This is a genomic window from Actinoplanes regularis, assembly GCF_900188005.1.
GTDB classification, from domain to species: Bacteria; Actinomycetota; Actinomycetes; order Mycobacteriales; family Micromonosporaceae; genus Actinoplanes; species Actinoplanes regularis.
The window spans coordinates 62,526-79,015 of the sequence record NZ_FZNR01000013.1 but is presented as its reverse complement, the minus strand read 5'-3'; the positions used below and the strand labels follow the sequence as shown (position 1 = coordinate 79,015).

The window sequence follows — 16,490 nt, the reverse complement described above, 5'->3', positions numbered from 1 at the left end:
CGTTGAAAAAAGTTCACTTGTCGCCTCCCCGGGACGTGAACTTCAGGAACGTGAAGGAGAGGACGAACGTCGCCAGCGCCAGGACCACGGAGAACGCGGCGGCCAGGTTGAAGTTCGGGATCGACGAGGTGGAGTAGACGGTCAGGTTCGGGGTGTACGTGCTGGACACCGCGGAGCTGAAGGTGCGGAACACCTGGGGCTCGGCCAGCAGTTGCAGGGTGCCGATGATCGAGAAGACGGTGGTCAGCACGATCGCCGGCATCACCAGGGGGATCTTGATGGACCAGGCGGTGCGCCACGGTCCGGCGCCGTCGATCGTGGCCGCCTCGTACACCTCCTGCGGGATGGCGAGCAGGGCGGAGTAGATGATCAGCATGTTGTAACCGACGTAGACCCAGGTCACCACGTTCGCCATGGCCCAGAGCACCAGGTCGGCGGAGAGCAGGTTCCAGTTGCTGGTGACCGCGGTGAACGGGGAGAGGTTCGGCGAGTACAGGAAGCCCCACATGATCGCGGCGACCACGCCGGGGATCGCGTACGGCACGAAGAACGCCAGCCGGAAGAACCGCTTGCCCCGGACCAGGCCGGAGTCGAGCAGCAGGGCGAGCAGGAGCGCCAGGCCGAGCATGACCGGGACCTGGACCACGCCGAACAGCAGCACCCGGCCGACCGACTCCCAGAACGGGCCGTTCTGGAAGACGCGCTGATACTGCTCCAGGCCGCCGAAGACCTCGTGGGCCGGGCCGAACGTGCCGGTGCGGGTGACCTTGTAGAGGGACTGCTTGATGGCGTAACCGATCGGCGCCAGGTAGAAGGCGGCGAAGAGCAGGCCGAACGGCAGGACGAAGAAGAGGATCGGCTTTCTGCTGGTCATGCTGGTTCCTCCGCCCGGACGACGGCCACGCCGCCACCTGCGACGCGCAGCAGACCGCCTGTCTCGGTGGCGCTGACCAGGTCGAAACCGGCGACGGGATACTCGACGGGGTTCGATCCGTGGTTGACGACGAAGAGGTACGTACGGCCGTCGCCGGTGCGGCGGACGACCTCGACCTCCCCGTCGAACTCCTCAACCGTTACGCCCGCGTTTTTCGCGATATTGAGCATCAGGTCCTGCATGGTGTGCGGGTCCACGGCGGTTGCCAGGTACCACGCCACCCCGTCCCCGAACTCGTTGCGGGTGATCGCCGGGGTGCCCGGCAGCGGCCCGTCCAGATAACTGGCGATCGGCGACGCCGTGGTGGTCCGCAGCCGCTCGGTCCAGAGCGTCCCGACCCCGCCGTTGGTCAGCATCACCTCGTGGTCGGGTTTGAGCGGCGCGAACTCCTCGGTCAGCACGCCGAGCACGTCACGGAACGCGCCCGGGTAACCGCCCAGCCGGATCCGGTCCCGCTCGTCGACGATCCCGCTGAAGAACGTGACCAGCAGGTGCCCGCCGCCGGCCACGTAGTCGGCGATCCGCACGGCGGCGAGGTCACCGACCATGTACAGGCACGGGACCACGACCAGGCGATAGCCGCTCAGATCCGCGTCCGGGGAGACGACGTCGCAGGTCACGCCCAGTTCGCGCAGGGCCCGGTGGGTCGCGTGCACCTGGTCGAGGTACTCGACCGCCTGGGACGGCCGAGCCTCCCCCTCGGCGGCCCACCACGACTCCCAGCTGAAGATCAGCGCGACGTCCGACTCCACGGTCGTGCCGGCCACCTCACCGATCCGGTTCAGCGTCTCGGACAGGCGCAGCACCTCGCGCCAGGCCACGGTGCCGGTGCCGGCGTGCGGCAGCAGCGCGGAGTGGAACTTCTCGGCGCCCTGCGGGGAGGCCCGCCACTGGAAGAAGCAGATCGAGTCCGCGCCGCGGGCCACGTGGGTCAGCGTGTTGCGGAGCATCTCCCCGGGCGCCTTGGTGAGGTTGTACGGCTGCCAGTTGACCGCGCCGGCGGACTGCTCCATCAGCATCCACGGCGCGCCGCCGGCCAGGCCCCGGGTCAGGTCGGCGGCGAACGAGAGCTCGCCCACCGGGTCGCCGAGGCGGTGGTCCAGGTAGTGGTCGTTGGCGATCACGTCCATCTCCGGAGCCCAGGACCAGTAGTCCAGGTTGCGGATGTGCGCGGTGACCATGAAGTTCGTGGTGACCGGGACGGACGAGTGCGCCCGCAGGATCGCGGTCTCCCCGCGGTAGTGGTCCAGCAGTTCGTCGGAGCTGAACCGCTGGAAGTCGACGAGCTGTGCCGGGTTACGGATCGACAGGGCGGCCCGCGGCGGCTGGATCTCGGCCCAGTCGCCGTAACGCTGGCTCCAGAAGGCGGTGCCCCACGCCTCGTTCAAAGTCTCGATCTTGCCGTACCGGCGGCGCAGCCAGGAGCGGAACGCCTCGGCGCTGGTCTCGCAGTAGCAGAGCGCGTTGTGGCAGCCCAGCTCGTTGGAGACGTGCCAGAGGGCCAGCGCCGGGTGCTCGCCGTAGCGGCGGACGACCTCGCGGACCAGTGCGTAGGCCCGGTCCCGGAAGACCGGCGAGCTGGGGCACCAGGCCTGACGCCCGCCCGGGAACCGGGTGGTGCCGTCGGCGACGACCGGGAGCACCTCGGGGTGCAGCGTGGTGAGCCACGGCGGCGGGGACGAGGTGCCGGTGCCCAGGTTGATCCGGATGCCGGCGGCGTGGAGGAGCTCGATGATCTCGTCGAGCGCGGCGAACTCGTACCGACCGGCGCTCGGCTCGAGGCTCGACCAGCCGAAGATGTTGATCGCGACCAGGTCGATACCGGCCTCGCGCATCAGCACGACGTCTTCGCGCCAGACGTCCGGCGTCCACTGTTCAGGGTTGTAATCGCAACCCAGAGTGATCCCGAGGCTTTTCATGAAACTCCTGGTCAACGGTGTGTGCACGTGCACACATTGCCGCGCACTCAACAGTGTTACGGCTGTGTGAACGTGCACACAGTAGGGCCGGGCTGACAGGAGGTCAATAGCGGTGACGGCGCTATCGTGATCGCATGCCCCAACCCAGGCCCCCCAAGCGCGCCACGGTGCACGACATCGCGGCCGCCGCGGGCGTGTCCCGGGGCACCGTCAGTCGCGTCCTCAACGGCGGCTACGTCTCGGCCGAGGCGCGCGCCGCCATCGAAGCCGCGATCACCGAGGTCGGCTACGTGCCGAACACCGCCGCCCGCGCCCTCAAGATGCGCCGCTCCGAGGCGGTCGCGTTCGTCGCGCTGGAGCCGCACTCGCTCTTCCTCGACGACCCCAACATCGGGGCGATAATGCTGGGCGCCAACGCCGCGCTCTCCCTCGCCGACCACCAGATGGTCAGCCTGGTCGTCGAGTCCACGCGGGACATGGAGCGGGTCGCGCGCTACCTCAGCGGCGGTTTCGTCGACGGGGCGATCGTCGTCTCGGCCCGCGCCCACGACCCGATCATCAGGGTGATCAGCGACCTGCGGTTGCCGGCGGCGTTCGTCGGGCACCCACCCGACCTGAGCCGGACCATTCCGTACGTCGGGATCGACAACGCCGGATCGGCCCGCGAGATCACGTCCCGGCTGGTCGCGACCGGCCGCCGGCGGATCGGGATGATCGCGGCGGCCCTGGATCGCGACTCCGGCCTCGACCGCCTCAACGGCTTCCGCTCCGCAGTGGGCGACGCGTTCGACGAGGACCTGGTCGCCGAGGTGCCGCACTACGACTACGGTTCCGGCGTCAAGGGCATGCGCCTGCTGCTGGAACGGGAGCCCGCCATCGACGGCGTCTTCGCGGCGTCGGACGCGATCGCCGCCGGCGCTCTCGAGACGCTGCGCGAGGCCGGCCGGAGCGTGCCGACCGACGTGGGCATCGTCGGTTTCGACGACAGCACCTGGGCGGTACGGACGCAGCCCCAGTTATCGACGGTGCGCCAGCCGGCCAAGGAGCTCGGGGCGGTCGCGGCGCAACTGATCCTGCGGCAGCTCCGCGGCGAGCAGCTCGAGACGGCCGGGCAACTGCTGCCCACCCCGGTCGTCTGGCGCGACTCCGCCTGACCCGCCACCGGGCCCGGCCTGCCCGCAAAGGCTTCACGAAGTCCATTACGGTGCTCAGGTAACCGCCGGGCCGGACGAACAGGAGAGGGTGGAGCGGGAACGGCTTGCGGCACCGCACGAGTACCGGCTGGGTGACACGCCGCCGGAAAGCGAGCTGTCCGCCGTGCTGCGCATCGCCGCGACGATCGCCGGGGTGACCTCGGCCAGTTTGAACCTGATCGACGAACGGCGTCAGTACCGGCTGATCCGGCTCGGCGAGGCACCGGTCGACTGCTCCCGCCCCGACTCGATGTGCGCGATCCAGTTCAAGTCGGATGCGTTCGTGCACGTCCGGGACGCCCGGGTGGACCCGATCTACCAGAACAGTCCGTGGGTCACCGGGGTGCTGGGCCGACTGCGGTTCTACGCCTCGGCTCCGCTGGTCACGCCGGAGGGGCACGCGCTGGGCACATTGTGCGTCTTCGGCGAGGAACCTCGCGAGCTGACCGCCGCTCAGAGGGCCCGGCTCACCGACCTGGCCGGGATCATCATCGGGCTCTTCGATCGCCGCCGGGCCGCCCGGCTCACCTCCGAACTGGCCGTCGAAACGCAGCGCAAGCAGCAGTGGACCAACATGCTGCTGGAGACCATCGACGCCGCGGTGATCGCCTGTGACGAGGACTACCAGATCACGTTCTGGAACCGGGCGGCACGGGACTGGCACGGCCGTACTGGAGAGGATCCTTATCGGGTCGACGTCGGGCGCCGGTTCGGGCTGTTCGAACCGGACGGCGTCACCCCGATCCCGGACGCCGACCTGCCCCTGCGTGTGGTGCTGCGTGACAACGTCGCGGTCACCGGCCGGAAGATGGTGATCCGTCGGCCGACAGGTGAACCGAGGTATCTCCGGGCCAACGCCAGGCCGCTGCATGGCTCGGACGGCGCGGTCATCGGCGCTGTCCTGGCCAAGGTAGACGTGACCACCGAGGTCACTCGGCGGCGCCTGATCGAGCAGGCCCGGATGCGGCTCACCCGGGCAAACGCCGAGTTGGAACGCTCGAACGCGGACCTGACGAACTTCGCGGCCGCGGTCAGCCACGATCTGGTCGCTCCGCTCGCCGCGGTCGGCGGCTTTCTGGAGCTGCTGGCCGGCGAGGGTTATCCGGAGGCGGCCGCCGCTTCGGCGCAGGTGGTACGGATGCGTGAAGTGATCGACGGCCTGCTGGCGGACGCGCTGGCGGCCCGCTCCAGGACCGGCTCAGGGCGGGATGGCACCCGCCGATAGGGAAGGAGTGGGTCTCGTCACGGGGCTGGTCGATGAGCGTGAGCAGCGACGCCTTGCGAAGCTGCACGAGTACAGCCTGCTCGACGCGCCGGCCGGGGAAGAGCTGGAGGCGGTCGTCCGGGTCGCGGCGACGGTCACCGATGTCCCGACCGCCACGCTGAACCTGATCGACGAGAACCGGCAGCACCAGCTGACCACGGTCGGTTTCGATGGTGTGGACTCGGCCCGTGCCGAGTCGATGTGCGCGATCCAGTTCGAGAGCGGAAAGCTCACCTACGTGCCGGATGCCAGCGTCGACCCGAGGTACCGAGCCAACCCGTGGGTCGCCGGTGTCCATGGCGATGTCCGGTTCTACGCCTCCGCGCCGCTGATCACCCCGGACGGGTACGCGCTCGGCACGCTCTGTGTCTTCCACAACGAGCCGCACGAGCTGACCGCCGAGCAGTTGGCCCGGCTCACGGACCTGGCCCAGGTGACCGTGGCCCTGTTCGAACGGCGCCGGCAGGCCCGGATCAACGCGGATCTGGCCGCGATCGCCGAGGCCCGGCAGCGGTGGACCGACACCCTGCTGGAGACGATCGACGTGGCCGTGATCGCCTGTGACCGGGACGGCCGGCTGTCGCTGTTCAACCGGGTTGCCCGGGAGTGGCAAGGCGTGGACGCCGATCCGGACATCGACCCGCACGACTTCCCCGCCCGTTACGAGTTGTTCGAGGCCGACGGGGTGACCCGGTTGTCGGCCGAGCGGGTTCCGTTGCTCCTGGCGCTGCAGGAGGGCCTGGTGAGCAACGCCGAGATCGTCATCCGGCGGCCCGGCGGTGAGTCGATCCAGGCCAGTGTGAACGGCCGGGCCCTGATCGCGCCCGACGGCACCCCGCTCGGCGCGGTGGTGGCGATGCACGACGTCACCGCCGACCGGACCCAACAGCGGTTGATCGAACAGGCCCGCCGCGAACTCGCCGCCGCCAACGAGGAGCTGCGCCGCTCCAACATCGATCTGACCAACTTCGCCGGTGCGGTCAGCCACGACCTGGTCGCCCCGCTCGGCGCCGTCGGCGGCTGCCTCGAGCTGCTCGAGGACGCGGTCGACGGGCAGGCTCGGAACTGGGTCGGCGCCGCCTCCCGCGCGGTGACCCGGATGCGTGACCTGATTTCTTCCCTGCTCGGGTACGCCCAAGCCGGCAGCGCTCCGATCCGCGCCGTGATCGCGGATCTCGGCGAGGTCTTCGGCAGCGTCCTGACCGACCTGCAGGCCGAGATCCAGTCCGCGGACGCCGAGGTGTCCGCGCCGTTCCCGCTGCCCGCGGTCTGCTGCGACCCGGTCCTGGCCCGCCAGCTGCTGCAGAACCTGATCGCCAACGCGATCAAGTACCGCCATCCAAACCGTCCGCCCCGGGTCGAGGTCACCGCCGAGCGGGAGGATTCCGGCTGGGCGGTCACGGTGGCCGACAATGGCCGCGGCATCCCGCCGGAGCAGCGTGACCGCATCTTCGACATGTTCACCCGCTTGGAGGGGACGGCCACCGCGGGTCACGGAATCGGCCTGGCCAGCTGCCTGCGCATCGTCGACCGGCACGGTGGCACGATCCGGGTCGAGGAGAACCCGGGTGGCGGTTCTCGGGTGATCTTCACTTTCCCGGACCGGCCTCCGGACCGATCGAGCGAGGCCGGCTACGTAGCTTGAGTACAACATTCGGCCGGGGTGACATCGACCTTGGGGCGGCGAGGTCGCCTGATGCCACGGGACGTGGCTCTGCCTTGCTGCGGGGCGCGTAGGCCGTACCGCCGAAGCGTTGCGGGCCGACGTGGACGCTCGGTGAGCGGACCGGGTACCTGGCGCCGGGCGTTGTCGAGATTGGCGGGTAGCGCCTTTGGGCTTTGAAGGTGGCGTCAGCCGCCGAAGGTGGCGCGGAGACGGCTGCTCAGGCTCGGCGGCGGGGGTGGCGGTGTCGGGCGGCGGCCGGCGACCGGCGTGGAACGGCCGATCGGGCGGTCGTAGTCGGCGGCGGCGATCGTGGCGATTACCTCGTCGTCGGTGAAGCGCTCCGAGCCCGGGATGGATGGCACGAAGCCGACCAGGATGCCGTCGCGCATGACCTGAGCTTCGAGGCCGGCGGTGCCGTCGTTGTCCCAGATCGCCTCGCGACCGTCGGGGAGCACGACGCGGATGCCGTATCGCGTGAGACCGGCATGCGGAAGTTTCAGATGAGCGAAGACGTTGCGCCCGCGCAGCCGCTCGACGATCCGGCGGGCCCGATTCTCTTCCATACGACCGAACGTAGCCCGGTTTTCTGGGGACACGCTGAAGGCCCGCTCGGCAGCCGTTGAGAGTCCAATACAGAGCGGCCATGTAACATTCCCCAGGGACATAACCCCAGGTCACATCGACACATGTTACTCCCTTGTAACAAGAAAATCACCGGATTTCATTTCTCAGGACCCTGACTTACGGTGCGGTGACCGAAGCGCTTCGGCCCCAGAGATCCGACCTTGGATATCGGAGGCCATCGATGAGTAGGGCTACCGTCCTCGCCTGCCTCGTCTCCTCGTCCGTCCTCGCGCTCACCGTCGCCGCCTCCCCCGCCCAGGCGGCCGGCGTCGACTACGTCGCCCTCGGCGACTCCTACTCGTCCGGGGTCGGCGCGCCCGGACAATCCGGCACCTGTCTGCGCGGCAACAACAGTTACGCCGCGCAGTGGGCAGCGAAGAACAGTCCCACCACCTTCCAGTTCCTCGCCTGCAGCGGCGCGGTCACCGACGACGTGCTCAACACCCAGGTACCGGCCATGGCCAGCGGCGCCGACCTGGTCAGCATCACCATCGGCGGTAACGACGCCGGCTTCGCCCCGACCGTCATAACGTGCCTGACCAGCAGCGATTCCGCCTGCACGGCCAAGGTCAACCAGGGCAAGGCCTACGTCGCCAACACCCTTGGAGGCAAGCTCGACGCGACCTACGCGGCGATCAAGAACAAGGCGCCGGGGGCGAAGGTGGTCGTGCTCTCGTACCCGAACATCTTCGACACGTCGGCGCTGCTCTGCGAGATGAGCCTGACCAAGCGCAAGGCGCTGAACAGCGGCGCTCAGGTCCTCGACGACATGATCAAGGCACGGGCGACCGCGGCCGGGCTCACCTTCGCGGACGTCCGCTCCAACTTCTCCGGGCACGGGGTGTGCTCGTCGCGGCCGTACCTGAACGGGCTGACGATCGTCCCGCCGCAGAACTCCTACCACCCGAACAGCAACGGCTACACGTACGGCTACCTACCCGCCCTGACCAGCGCCGCCTGACCGGAAACCCCGCGGTGGGGCCCACCGGACCCCACCGCAACGGGTTGGCAACCGAGGGGAAACCCGGGTGGCCGCCCGGGGTCGGCAGGATCCCTGGGCATGGCTCGAGTGAACACGCTGCTCTTCCTCGTCACCGTCGCGCTGACCGTGGTGGCCGTGATCGACTGCCTGGCCACCGAGCGGTCCCGCGTGCGGCACTTTCCGCGCGGAGCGTGGCTGACGCTCATCGCCCTCTGCCCCGTCGCCGGGGCGATCGCCTGGTTCCGGGCCGGGCGGGCGGCGACCGCCAGGATCAAGAGTTCGCCGGCACGAACGATGCCGGTCGGGCCGGACGACGACCCTGAGTTCCTGCGCGGGCTGGCCGAGGCGATCCGGAAGCCCTGACCCGCACGTCAGATCGGGGGACGCCAGGTGTGCCTGCGCTTGTAGGTGTCAGCGCCGGCGAGGAACTCGGTCAGCAGCCGGGTGGCCTCGGTGCGGTCGGGCGTCTCGGTGCGGTAGTGCTCCTTGGGCGTGCCCTCGCGGTACTCCAGGGCGTACCGGCCGGGTTCGGTGCCGGCCGCCGGGCCGTAACCCACTCGGACGAACCAGCCGTCGGAGCGCTCCAGCGCCAGGAAGTGGTTGTCCAAGCCGAGGTGGCCGATGCGCTCATCGATCCGCTTCGACGTCGGATCGGGGACGTCCGGACCGTCGGCCGAGGTCAGCGTGAACGCCGCGACGTGACCGGCGGCGTTCGGATTGAGCAGGTGGGTCTGCGGCTCGTAGCAGATCAGACCGTGCTCGCGGGCGAGCGCGACCACGGCCGCGCCGACCTCCCCGGCCCGGGACCAGACGACGCTCAGGTGCAGGACCGTGTCCGAAGGAGACGGATCACCGCTCCACACCTCGGTGCCCGGCGGGAAACGGCCGAGCAGGGCCGCGAACATCGCGGGTACGGCGGGATTCGCCCGGAACACGTCGGACTCCCCCTCGTGCCACTGCCGCAGCTTGGTCTCGGCGAGCGCGGGCGTGATCGGCTCCGGCTCGTGCCAGACGAACAGATCAAAGCTCATGACGGAAGCCCCCTCCCGGCGTATCGAAGGATCTTAGTGGGCTGGGTCACCACGTGAAGACGCGACCCCGCGCCGTGCTGGTCGAAATACGCCCGTTGCGTTCGTACCGGATCGCCATCACGACCGTGTAGTCGTGGCCACGACGGGGCGCGGCACCGGCCGGGCCGCACGTCCTGGTGATCCGCCAGACGCTGAAGCTGAGGTCGTCGCAGGTGGTCGGACCGGCCACGGTGCGACCGGTGTCGGCGTCGCGCAGGGACACCTGAATGCGCGCACGGCCGCCGGCCGGCGCGGTGAGCGAGGCCTGGAAGCGCACGTCACGCCCGACCGAGTGACACGGGCGCGGGGTCAGCGGGCTGCTGGTGGCGAGGTCGAAGACCAGGTCCGGGTTGCACTGCCACGGGCCCCACGCCGCACCCTCCGGCAGCGGCGATCTGGCGTGGGCGTGCGGCCGGGCGGTGCGCTTTGTTCGTACATTATTAGTTTTGGTGGTTTTCTTCGCTTTTACGGAATTACGGGAGGCCACGCGGCGCGGCGCGGCGGAGGCCGCGGCGGGTCGCGGAGGGCTGGGGAGAGCGCTGGCGTGCGGCGGGACGGCCGGAGCGCGGCCGTCCCGCCGCCAGACCGTGGCGGCGGTGCCGGAGGCGAGCAGGACACCGGCGAGGACCGCCACGGAGGTGCCGGAGCGGAGCCAGCGATGGCCCGGCACGGCGTTGCGCGGCTCGCGAGCCGGGGGTACGACGGGCCGGCCGGCTCGGGGCGCTTCGACGCCCTTGCGGAGCTCGGGCGGGTCGGCGGCCATGTCGTCGGGATCGACCGCGGGCAGAACCGGCGGCGGGGACGGCGACAGCGCGGGCACCCCGGCCAGCTTCTGGGCCAGCTGACGCAGGTCACGGACGAGCGCGGTGGCGACCGGTCGCTGCGCGGGCTTGGCGCAGAGGCAGGAACGGATGATCTTCCACAGCTCGTCGGGGATGCCGGGGCGGCGCTGCGGGCGCCCCGTGGCGTGCATGCGCATCAGTTCCGGCACCGAGTCGCTGAGGTACGGCGGATGCCCGGAGACAAGCTCGTAGAGGAGCACGCCGAGCGCGTAGACGTCGGTGGCCGCACTCGGGGTCACCCCGTGGAACGCTTCCGGGGCCATGTAGTGCGGGGTGCCGACGACCGCGTTCGGGGTGGTCATGCTCGGCACGTTGAGGATGCGGGCGATGCCGAAGTCGGTCAGCCGGGTCTCCAGCCGGCCGTCCCGCTCCAGCAGCAGGATGTTGTCCGGCTTCAGGTCCCGGTGGATGATGCCGAGCTCATGCGCCTCGGCCAGGGCGTCGGCGACCTGGGCGGCGAGCCGGGCCGCCTCGGCGGGCGCCATGGTCCGCTCGCGCTCCAGGTAGTCGCGCAGGCTGCCGCCGGCCACCAGGTCCATCACCAGGCCCAGGGTCTCCCCGACGCTGAACAGGTCACGGACCCGCACCACGTTGCGGTGCCGGAGCATCAGCAGGATGGTCCGCTCCTGCACGAAGCGGGTGACCAGCCTCGGTTGGCGCAGCAGACTCTCGTGCAGGAGCTTGACCGCCACCGGCTCGTCGGTGGCGCTGTCCACGCCGGCCCAGACGGTGCCGGTGGCGCCCTGCCCGATCGGTCTGATCAGACGATAGGAGTTTCCGACACTGCGTCCGGCGAATTCCGCGTCGTCCGTGGGATCCTGCGTGGGATCCTGCATCAATCCGGGGTCCTTCCGCCTGGCGGCAATGCCCCGGAATAGTGCGTTTTATCGGTATGGATTGGCAAGCCCGGCGGTCCAGATTCGCACGGTCCGGGAGGAGTACGGCCCGGCCCGTCACAAATCCGCGCGGGCGTCGTTCAGCCCGTCGGAACCGCCGCTCCGCCACCACCCGGCATCGGCTGCGGCCCGCACAGCGAGCGGATCGCCCCGATCAGCGTGGACCGGGTGAACGGCTTCTCCAGCAGCATGCTGTTGTCGTCGAGGTGCAGCTGCGGGCCGAGCGACGCCGCGGTGTAACCGGACATGTAGAGCACCGGCAGGTCCGGCTGGTGCGCCCGCAGCGCGCCGGCCAGCTCCGGCCCGGTCATCGTCGGCATCACCACGTCCGTGATCAGCAGGTCCGGCCGGGCACCGGAGGCCACCTCGGTAACCGCCGTCAGCGCGTCGGTGGCCACGCTGATCTCGTAGCCGGCCGGCGCGATCAGCCGCTGCACCAGCTGAGCCACGTCCGGCTGGTCCTCGACGATCAGCACCCGGCCGATCACCGCGGCCTTCTCCTTACGTTCCCCGGACGGCTGCGGACGCTGCTCGGCGGCCGGCAGATAGATGTGCACCGTGGTGCCCATCCTGGGCTGCGACTCCAGCTCGATGTGGCCGCCCAGGTTGTGCACGATCCCGGCGGTGGTCGCCAGACCCAGACCCGCGGCGGTCGGCCGGGTGGTGAAGAACGGCTCCAGCGCCCGCTTGCGGATCTCCTCTTCCATGCCGGTACCGGTGTCGGTGACGACCAGGTGCACCAGCCTGCCGCCGGGCGCGTCCTCGGCCAGCTGACCGGGTTCGACCACCTCGTTTGTCGCGACCACCCGGACCATGCCGCCGTGCAGCATCGCGTCCCGGGCGTTCGCGGCCAGGTTCACCAGAGCCTGCTCGAGCGGGCCGCGTTCCGCCTTGACCGGCCACACGTCCGGACCGAACGTCAGATCCAGGCCGATCCGCTCCCCCAGGGTCCGGCTGAACAGCGACTGCACATCGGTGAGCAGGTCCGGGATCGGGATCACCTCGGGCCGGTTGCCCTCGCTGCGACCGAACGCCAGCAGCTGGTGGGTGAGGGTGCGCCCGGTGTTCACCGCATCCATGATGTCCTTGGCGAGCTGGTACTGCGACGAGCCCTCCTCGGACTGGGCCAGGATCATGTCGGCCGAGCCGGCCACCACGGTCATCAGGTTGTTGAAGTCGTGCGACAGGCCGCCGATCAGCTGGCCCAGGCTGTCCAGCCGGCGCAGGTGATCGAGCTGGCGCTTGAGGCCACGGGCGTCGATGTGGTCGGTGGTGTCGGTGACCATGCACAGGACGCCGCCGAACTCGTTGTTGTCGTCGCGGATCGGCATCATGCTGATCCGTACGCTGCGCCGGGACCCGTCGGCCCGCATCAGCCGGGTGGCGCCGACCGTCGAGTGCCCCTTGCGGCACTCCTCGATCCGGCGCTCCAGCTCCTTCTGGCCCTGGTTGTCCAGGAAGCCGCGCAGCGACACCCCGATCAGCTCGCTGCGGGGCATGCCGAGGACCACGCCGATCGGCTCGTTCGCGTACGTCGCGACCCCGTCCGGGCTGAGCTGCAGCACCCCCTCCGGAATGGTCTCCAGCACCCGGCGGTAGCGCTCCTCGGCGACGCGCAGCCGCTCCTGCGCCCGGGCGCCCGCCAGCGCCAGCGACAGCTCGCCGGCGATGTCCCGGGCCAGCTCCACCTCCGGCGTCGCATAGAACGCCTCCGGCGAGTGCCGGGTCAAAATCAGATAGCCGGCGTACGTGTTGTCCACGATCACCGGGCAGAGCACCGCGGCCGTGATCTTGTGCTCCGGGGAGCCCAGCTCGGCCGCCGAGTCACCGCTGAGCACGATCGGGCGACGGCTGGCGGCGAGCTTCGTCGAGTACTCGTCGTCGGGGGTCCGGCCGGACCGGTTCAGCGCCCGGGCCAGCGGGCTGGCCGGGTCGTTCTCCACGTCCTGGTACACGATCTCGTCGTAGCGGCCGTCATCGAGCAGCAGCTGCACGCCGGCCCCGTCCCCGATCATGTCGGCGGCGGCGCGGGCGGCCGTGGACCGCACCTCGGCTGGATCCGCTGCGGCTCTGCTGAGCGCGAGGGCTAGGTCGGCGAGCGCGTACCTGAGGGGGTAAGCCATGACACCCATGTGCATATTTTTCGCGTTGTGGGGCGCGCGTGAGGGGCGTTCGGCGGAATCCGGCCCGGTTGTTCACCCCGGGCCGGGTTCCGGTCACGTTCACACGAAGAGCGCGCTGACCGACTCGCCGTTGTGAATCCGGCGCATCGCCTCGGCCAGCGCGGGCGCCACCGAGAGCACGGTCAGCTTCTCGTGCCGCTTGCCCGGCGGGATCGGCACCGTGTTGGTGCAGACGATCTCCTCGATCTCCTTCTCCGCGGCCAGCCGCTGCACCGCGTCGTCGGTGAGCAGCCCGTGCGTGCAGGCGACCCGGACACTGCGGACATTACGCTCACGCAGCCGGGCGAGCAGCTCGAAGACGGTGCTGCCCTTGGCGATCTCGTCGTCGAGCACGATCACGTCCCGGTCGGCGACCTCACCTATGACCGAGCTGATCACCACCTTGTCGTCGGCGAACCGCTGCTTGGCTCCGGCCGCCACGTCGATGTCCAGCAGCCGGGCGAAGGCCGCGGCCTCCTTGGCGTTACCCAGGTCGGGCGAGACGACGACGGTGTTGCTCAGGTCGTAGCCGCGGAAGTGATGGGCGAGCTCGCGCAGCGCGTGCAGGTGGTCCACCGGGATGCTGAAGAAGCCGTGCACCTGCGGGGAGTGCAGGGTCATCGCCAGCACCCGGTCGGCACCGGCGGTGGTCAGCAGGTCGGCGACCAGGCGGCCGCCGATCGAGATGCGCGGGGCATCCTTCTTGTCCGAGCGGGCGTACGCGTAGTGCGGCAGGACCACGGTGATCCGGCCGGCCGACGCGCCCCGGGCGGCGTCGAGCATGAAGAGCAGCTCGGCGAGGTGCTCCTGGGTCGGAGGGACCAGCGGCTGGATCAGGAAGACGTCCCGCTCCCGGCAGTTCCCCTCCAGCTGCACCTCGATGCAGTCGTTGGCGAAGCGGGAGATCCGGGTCGGCAGAAGCGGAACACCTAGGTGCTCACAGATTTCCGCGGCGAGTTCAGGATGAGCAGATCCGGTGAAAACGGCGATGTCGCGCACAGACGCCCATAGTAAGTGCCGCCGAACCGGTGTCGTCAGGACGGTCCGGCCCCGTTAGCGTGCACTCATGAACGGATTGGCGGTCGCGTGCCGACGGGTGGTGCACATCTACCGCGCCGAGGCGGGGGACGTGGTGGCCCTGGCCGGCGTCGATCTCTCCATCGCGCCGGGTGAGACCCTCGCCCTGGTCGGGCCCTCCGGGTCCGGCAAGTCGACGTTGATCGCGCTGCTCGCGGGACTGATGCGCCCGTCGGCGGGGCGGATCAACGTGGGGACGTACGACATGGGCAAGCTCTCCGACGCGGAGATCTCCCGGCTGCGCGGCACCGAGATCGGGGTGGTCCTGCAGGGCGCGGCGCGCAACCTGCTGCCGTACGCCACGCTGCACCGCAACATCTGGCTGGCACAGCGCCGGGCGGCACACACCCGGGGCATCAAGCTGGACGATCCCGACCGCATCCTGGACCTGGTCGGGCTCCCCGGTCAGGGCCGTCGCAAGCTGGCCGACCTCACCCCGGGCGGGCGGCAGCGGGCCGCGCTCGCGGTCGGCATCGCCACCGGCCCCGGGCTGCTGCTCGTCGACGAGCCGACCAGCCGCCTGGACACCGCCGGGCGGGACGAGGTGCTGGACGCGCTCGAGACGGTGAACCAGGAGCGGGAGACCACGATCGTCGTGGTCACCCACGACAACGAGGTCGGCGCCCGGCTGGGACGGGCGGTCACCATCCGCGACGGACGGGTCGGCGCGGAGGGCCGGGACGGTCAGGACTTCGCCGTGGTCGCGGGCGACGGGACGGTGCAACTGCCGCCGGAGGTGCTCGGGGCCTATCCGCCGGGGACCCTCTTCACGGTCCAGCACCTCGACGGCGAGGTGACCCTGGTCCCCGGCAGTGCCGAGCCCGCCGCCTGACGATCCTGGGCATCCGCCGCCGGGGACGACTCACCGCCTGACGGCTCCGGTCATCTGTTGTAGCGGCGGCGCCGGGGCGAACTCGGCCACATGCGACGCGTGACCAGGAAGGCGACCCCGAAGCTCGCGACCACCACGCCGACGACCAGCGGAGTGCTCATCGAGGAGGTCTGCTGGTTCGACCCGGCCGTCGAGAGCGCGGTGGTGGAGTTGCCGGTGTTGGTGGTCACGGCCTGAGCCGTCGTCGGCGGCGGCGCCGTCGGCAGGGCGGCGAAGTCGACGATGCCGCTGCTCTCCAGCAGGGTCAGGTGCGTCATCACGAACTGGTTCGCCCGCTGCGCCAGCTTGCGAATCGTGTCGTTGCGGGTGCTCGTCCGGATCGTCGCGATGGCCGGGAAGATCTTGCCGTGCGCCGCACGTAGCCGGTCGATGTAGATCTGGTCGAAGTCCTTGCCTTCGGCGGCACGCATCTCACCGAGCCAGCCCTGCTGGTCGGAGTTGGGCTTGGAGGGCAGCTCGATGTCGAGCTTCTTGGCCGCCGCGGTGACCATCTGGTCCAGCACGACGTGCTGGGCGGCGATGTCCTTGCCGATCTGCTGGATCCGGGTGTCGCCCGACTTGTCCTGGGCCATCTCCCCGGCGGGAATCTCCCACAGGCCCGCGAGCTTCACCTTCTTCGCGAAGTCGATGTCAGCCGCGGAGACCTTGCCCTCTCCGGTATCGGTGATCAGCTGGTTCGGCGGGTTGGGCACGCCCGGCTCGGCCCACGCTGCCTGGGGCTGAAGCAGCACCAGTGACAAAACGGCGAAACCGAGCCCGGTCAAGTGACGCCAGCGCGACATACCTTCTCCTCCACAGCGGTCTCACAGCGTTGTCATGAACAAAGAACGGATCGTGAGCCCGTATAGATCAATGCGTTTGGTTTCGGAAGGGCCGGAAGTCACCAGAACAACAAACTGAGCGCGGCCGTGGCCGATTTGGGCGGTTGCTCGGCCGGCCGCGACCACCGCAAGGATCGCGGCGGTTGAC

General features: G+C 69.8%; 14 protein-coding genes. 6 read left to right on the top strand and 8 right to left on the bottom strand.

The features are described 5' to 3' along the window. Positions 1-13 precede the first annotated feature (13 nt). Both CHC09_RS28980 and CHC09_RS28975 read right to left on the bottom strand, forming a co-directional pair. Positions 14-874, bottom strand: a complete 861-nt coding sequence (locus CHC09_RS28980; protein WP_089296398.1) for a carbohydrate ABC transporter permease — start codon at positions 872-874, stop codon at positions 14-16. Then, positions 871-2,853 carry a beta-galactosidase gene (locus CHC09_RS28975; protein ID WP_089296397.1) on the bottom strand — a complete coding sequence of 661 codons (1,983 nt, stop codon included), beginning with the start codon at positions 2,851-2,853 and terminating at the stop codon, positions 871-873. Before CHC09_RS28975 ends, CHC09_RS28980 begins: the two co-directional genes overlap by 4 nt. 134 nt (positions 2,854-2,987) lie before the next feature. Here CHC09_RS28975 and CHC09_RS28970 point away from each other — a divergent pair, with 134 nt between their 5' ends. The 3 genes from CHC09_RS28970 to CHC09_RS28960 all read left to right on the top strand — a co-directional run bounded on the left by CHC09_RS28970 (position 2,988) and on the right by CHC09_RS28960 (position 6,955). Continuing rightward, positions 2,988-4,007 carry a LacI family DNA-binding transcriptional regulator gene (locus CHC09_RS28970; RefSeq protein WP_089296396.1) on the top strand — a complete coding sequence of 340 codons (1,020 nt, stop codon included), beginning with the start codon at positions 2,988-2,990 and terminating at the stop codon, positions 4,005-4,007. An 88-nt stretch (positions 4,008-4,095) separates the two neighbouring features. After that, on the top strand, positions 4,096-5,271 hold the full coding sequence (locus CHC09_RS28965; protein WP_089296395.1) for a PAS domain-containing protein: 1,176 nt from the start codon (positions 4,096-4,098) through the stop codon (positions 5,269-5,271). Positions 5,272-5,278: 7 nt separating this feature from the next. Then, positions 5,279-6,955, top strand: coding sequence for an ATP-binding protein (locus tag CHC09_RS28960; RefSeq protein WP_239138551.1), 1,677 nt, complete (start codon positions 5,279-5,281; stop codon positions 6,953-6,955). Positions 6,956-7,161: 206 nt separating this feature from the next. On the opposite strand, the gene CHC09_RS28955 is transcribed toward CHC09_RS28960, so the two are convergent. Then, on the bottom strand, positions 7,162-7,539 hold the full coding sequence (locus CHC09_RS28955) for a hypothetical protein (RefSeq protein ID WP_089296393.1): 378 nt from the start codon (positions 7,537-7,539) through the stop codon (positions 7,162-7,164). 242 nt (positions 7,540-7,781) lie between these two features. Here CHC09_RS28955 and CHC09_RS28950 point away from each other — a divergent pair, with 242 nt between their 5' ends. Both CHC09_RS28950 and CHC09_RS28945 read left to right on the top strand, forming a co-directional pair. Then, entirely contained in the window at positions 7,782-8,561 is a 780-nt protein-coding gene (locus CHC09_RS28950; protein ID WP_089296392.1) for an SGNH/GDSL hydrolase family protein, read from the top strand. A gap of 99 nt (positions 8,562-8,660) precedes the next feature. Beyond that, positions 8,661-8,945 (top strand): PLDc N-terminal domain-containing protein, encoded by a 285-nt coding sequence (locus tag CHC09_RS28945; protein WP_089296391.1) that lies wholly within the window; start codon positions 8,661-8,663, stop codon positions 8,943-8,945. 8 nt (positions 8,946-8,953) lie between these two features. On the opposite strand, the gene CHC09_RS28940 is transcribed toward CHC09_RS28945, so the two are convergent. From CHC09_RS28940 to CHC09_RS28925, 4 genes are all read right to left on the bottom strand, one after another. Continuing rightward, the gene (locus tag CHC09_RS28940; RefSeq protein ID WP_089296390.1) at positions 8,954-9,613 is read right to left on the bottom strand and encodes a hypothetical protein; all 660 of its coding nucleotides are present in this window, start codon (positions 9,611-9,613) and stop codon (positions 8,954-8,956) included. Positions 9,614-9,659: 46 nt separating this feature from the next. Further along, positions 9,660-11,330, bottom strand: a complete 1,671-nt coding sequence (locus CHC09_RS28935) for a serine/threonine-protein kinase (RefSeq protein WP_089296389.1) — start codon at positions 11,328-11,330, stop codon at positions 9,660-9,662. Positions 11,331-11,470: 140 nt separating this feature from the next. Then, positions 11,471-13,513, bottom strand: coding sequence for a hybrid sensor histidine kinase/response regulator (locus tag CHC09_RS28930; RefSeq protein ID WP_239138550.1), 2,043 nt, complete (start codon positions 13,511-13,513; stop codon positions 11,471-11,473). A 99-nt stretch (positions 13,514-13,612) separates the two neighbouring features. Then, positions 13,613-14,551, bottom strand: a complete 939-nt coding sequence (locus tag CHC09_RS28925; RefSeq protein WP_089296387.1) for a ribose-phosphate diphosphokinase — start codon at positions 14,549-14,551, stop codon at positions 13,613-13,615. A 67-nt stretch (positions 14,552-14,618) separates the two neighbouring features. Here CHC09_RS28925 and CHC09_RS28920 point away from each other — a divergent pair, with 67 nt between their 5' ends. Further along, positions 14,619-15,461, top strand: coding sequence for an ABC transporter ATP-binding protein (locus CHC09_RS28920; RefSeq protein ID WP_089296386.1), 843 nt, complete (start codon positions 14,619-14,621; stop codon positions 15,459-15,461). 50 nt (positions 15,462-15,511) lie between these two features. On the opposite strand, the gene CHC09_RS28915 is transcribed toward CHC09_RS28920, so the two are convergent. Next, entirely contained in the window at positions 15,512-16,303 is a 792-nt protein-coding gene (locus CHC09_RS28915) for a DUF4142 domain-containing protein (protein ID WP_089296385.1), read from the bottom strand. Positions 16,304-16,490: the final 187 nt, after the last annotated feature.

Excerpts from the sequence above, each read along its gene's own strand:
- CHC09_RS28980 (WP_089296398.1), bottom strand. The coding sequence starts at position 874 with ATGACCAGCAGAAAGCCGATCCTCTTCTTCGTCCTGCCGTTCGGCCTG.
- CHC09_RS28975 (WP_089296397.1), bottom strand. The coding sequence starts at position 2,853 with ATGAAAAGCCTCGGGATCACTCTGGGTTGCGATTACAACCCTGAACAG.
- CHC09_RS28970 (WP_089296396.1), top strand. The coding sequence starts at position 2,988 with ATGCCCCAACCCAGGCCCCCCAAGCGCGCCACGGTGCACGACATCGCG.
- CHC09_RS28955 (WP_089296393.1), bottom strand. The coding sequence starts at position 7,539 with ATGGAAGAGAATCGGGCCCGCCGGATCGTCGAGCGGCTGCGCGGGCGC.
- CHC09_RS28950 (WP_089296392.1), top strand. The coding sequence starts at position 7,782 with ATGAGTAGGGCTACCGTCCTCGCCTGCCTCGTCTCCTCGTCCGTCCTC.
- CHC09_RS28945 (WP_089296391.1), top strand. The coding sequence starts at position 8,661 with ATGGCTCGAGTGAACACGCTGCTCTTCCTCGTCACCGTCGCGCTGACC.
- CHC09_RS28940 (WP_089296390.1), bottom strand. The coding sequence starts at position 9,613 with ATGAGCTTTGATCTGTTCGTCTGGCACGAGCCGGAGCCGATCACGCCC.
- CHC09_RS28935 (WP_089296389.1), bottom strand. The coding sequence starts at position 11,330 with ATGCAGGATCCCACGCAGGATCCCACGGACGACGCGGAATTCGCCGGA.
- CHC09_RS28930 (WP_239138550.1), bottom strand. The coding sequence starts at position 13,513 with ATGGCTTACCCCCTCAGGTACGCGCTCGCCGACCTAGCCCTCGCGCTC.
- CHC09_RS28920 (WP_089296386.1), top strand. The coding sequence starts at position 14,619 with ATGAACGGATTGGCGGTCGCGTGCCGACGGGTGGTGCACATCTACCGC.
- CHC09_RS28915 (WP_089296385.1), bottom strand. The coding sequence starts at position 16,303 with ATGTCGCGCTGGCGTCACTTGACCGGGCTCGGTTTCGCCGTTTTGTCA.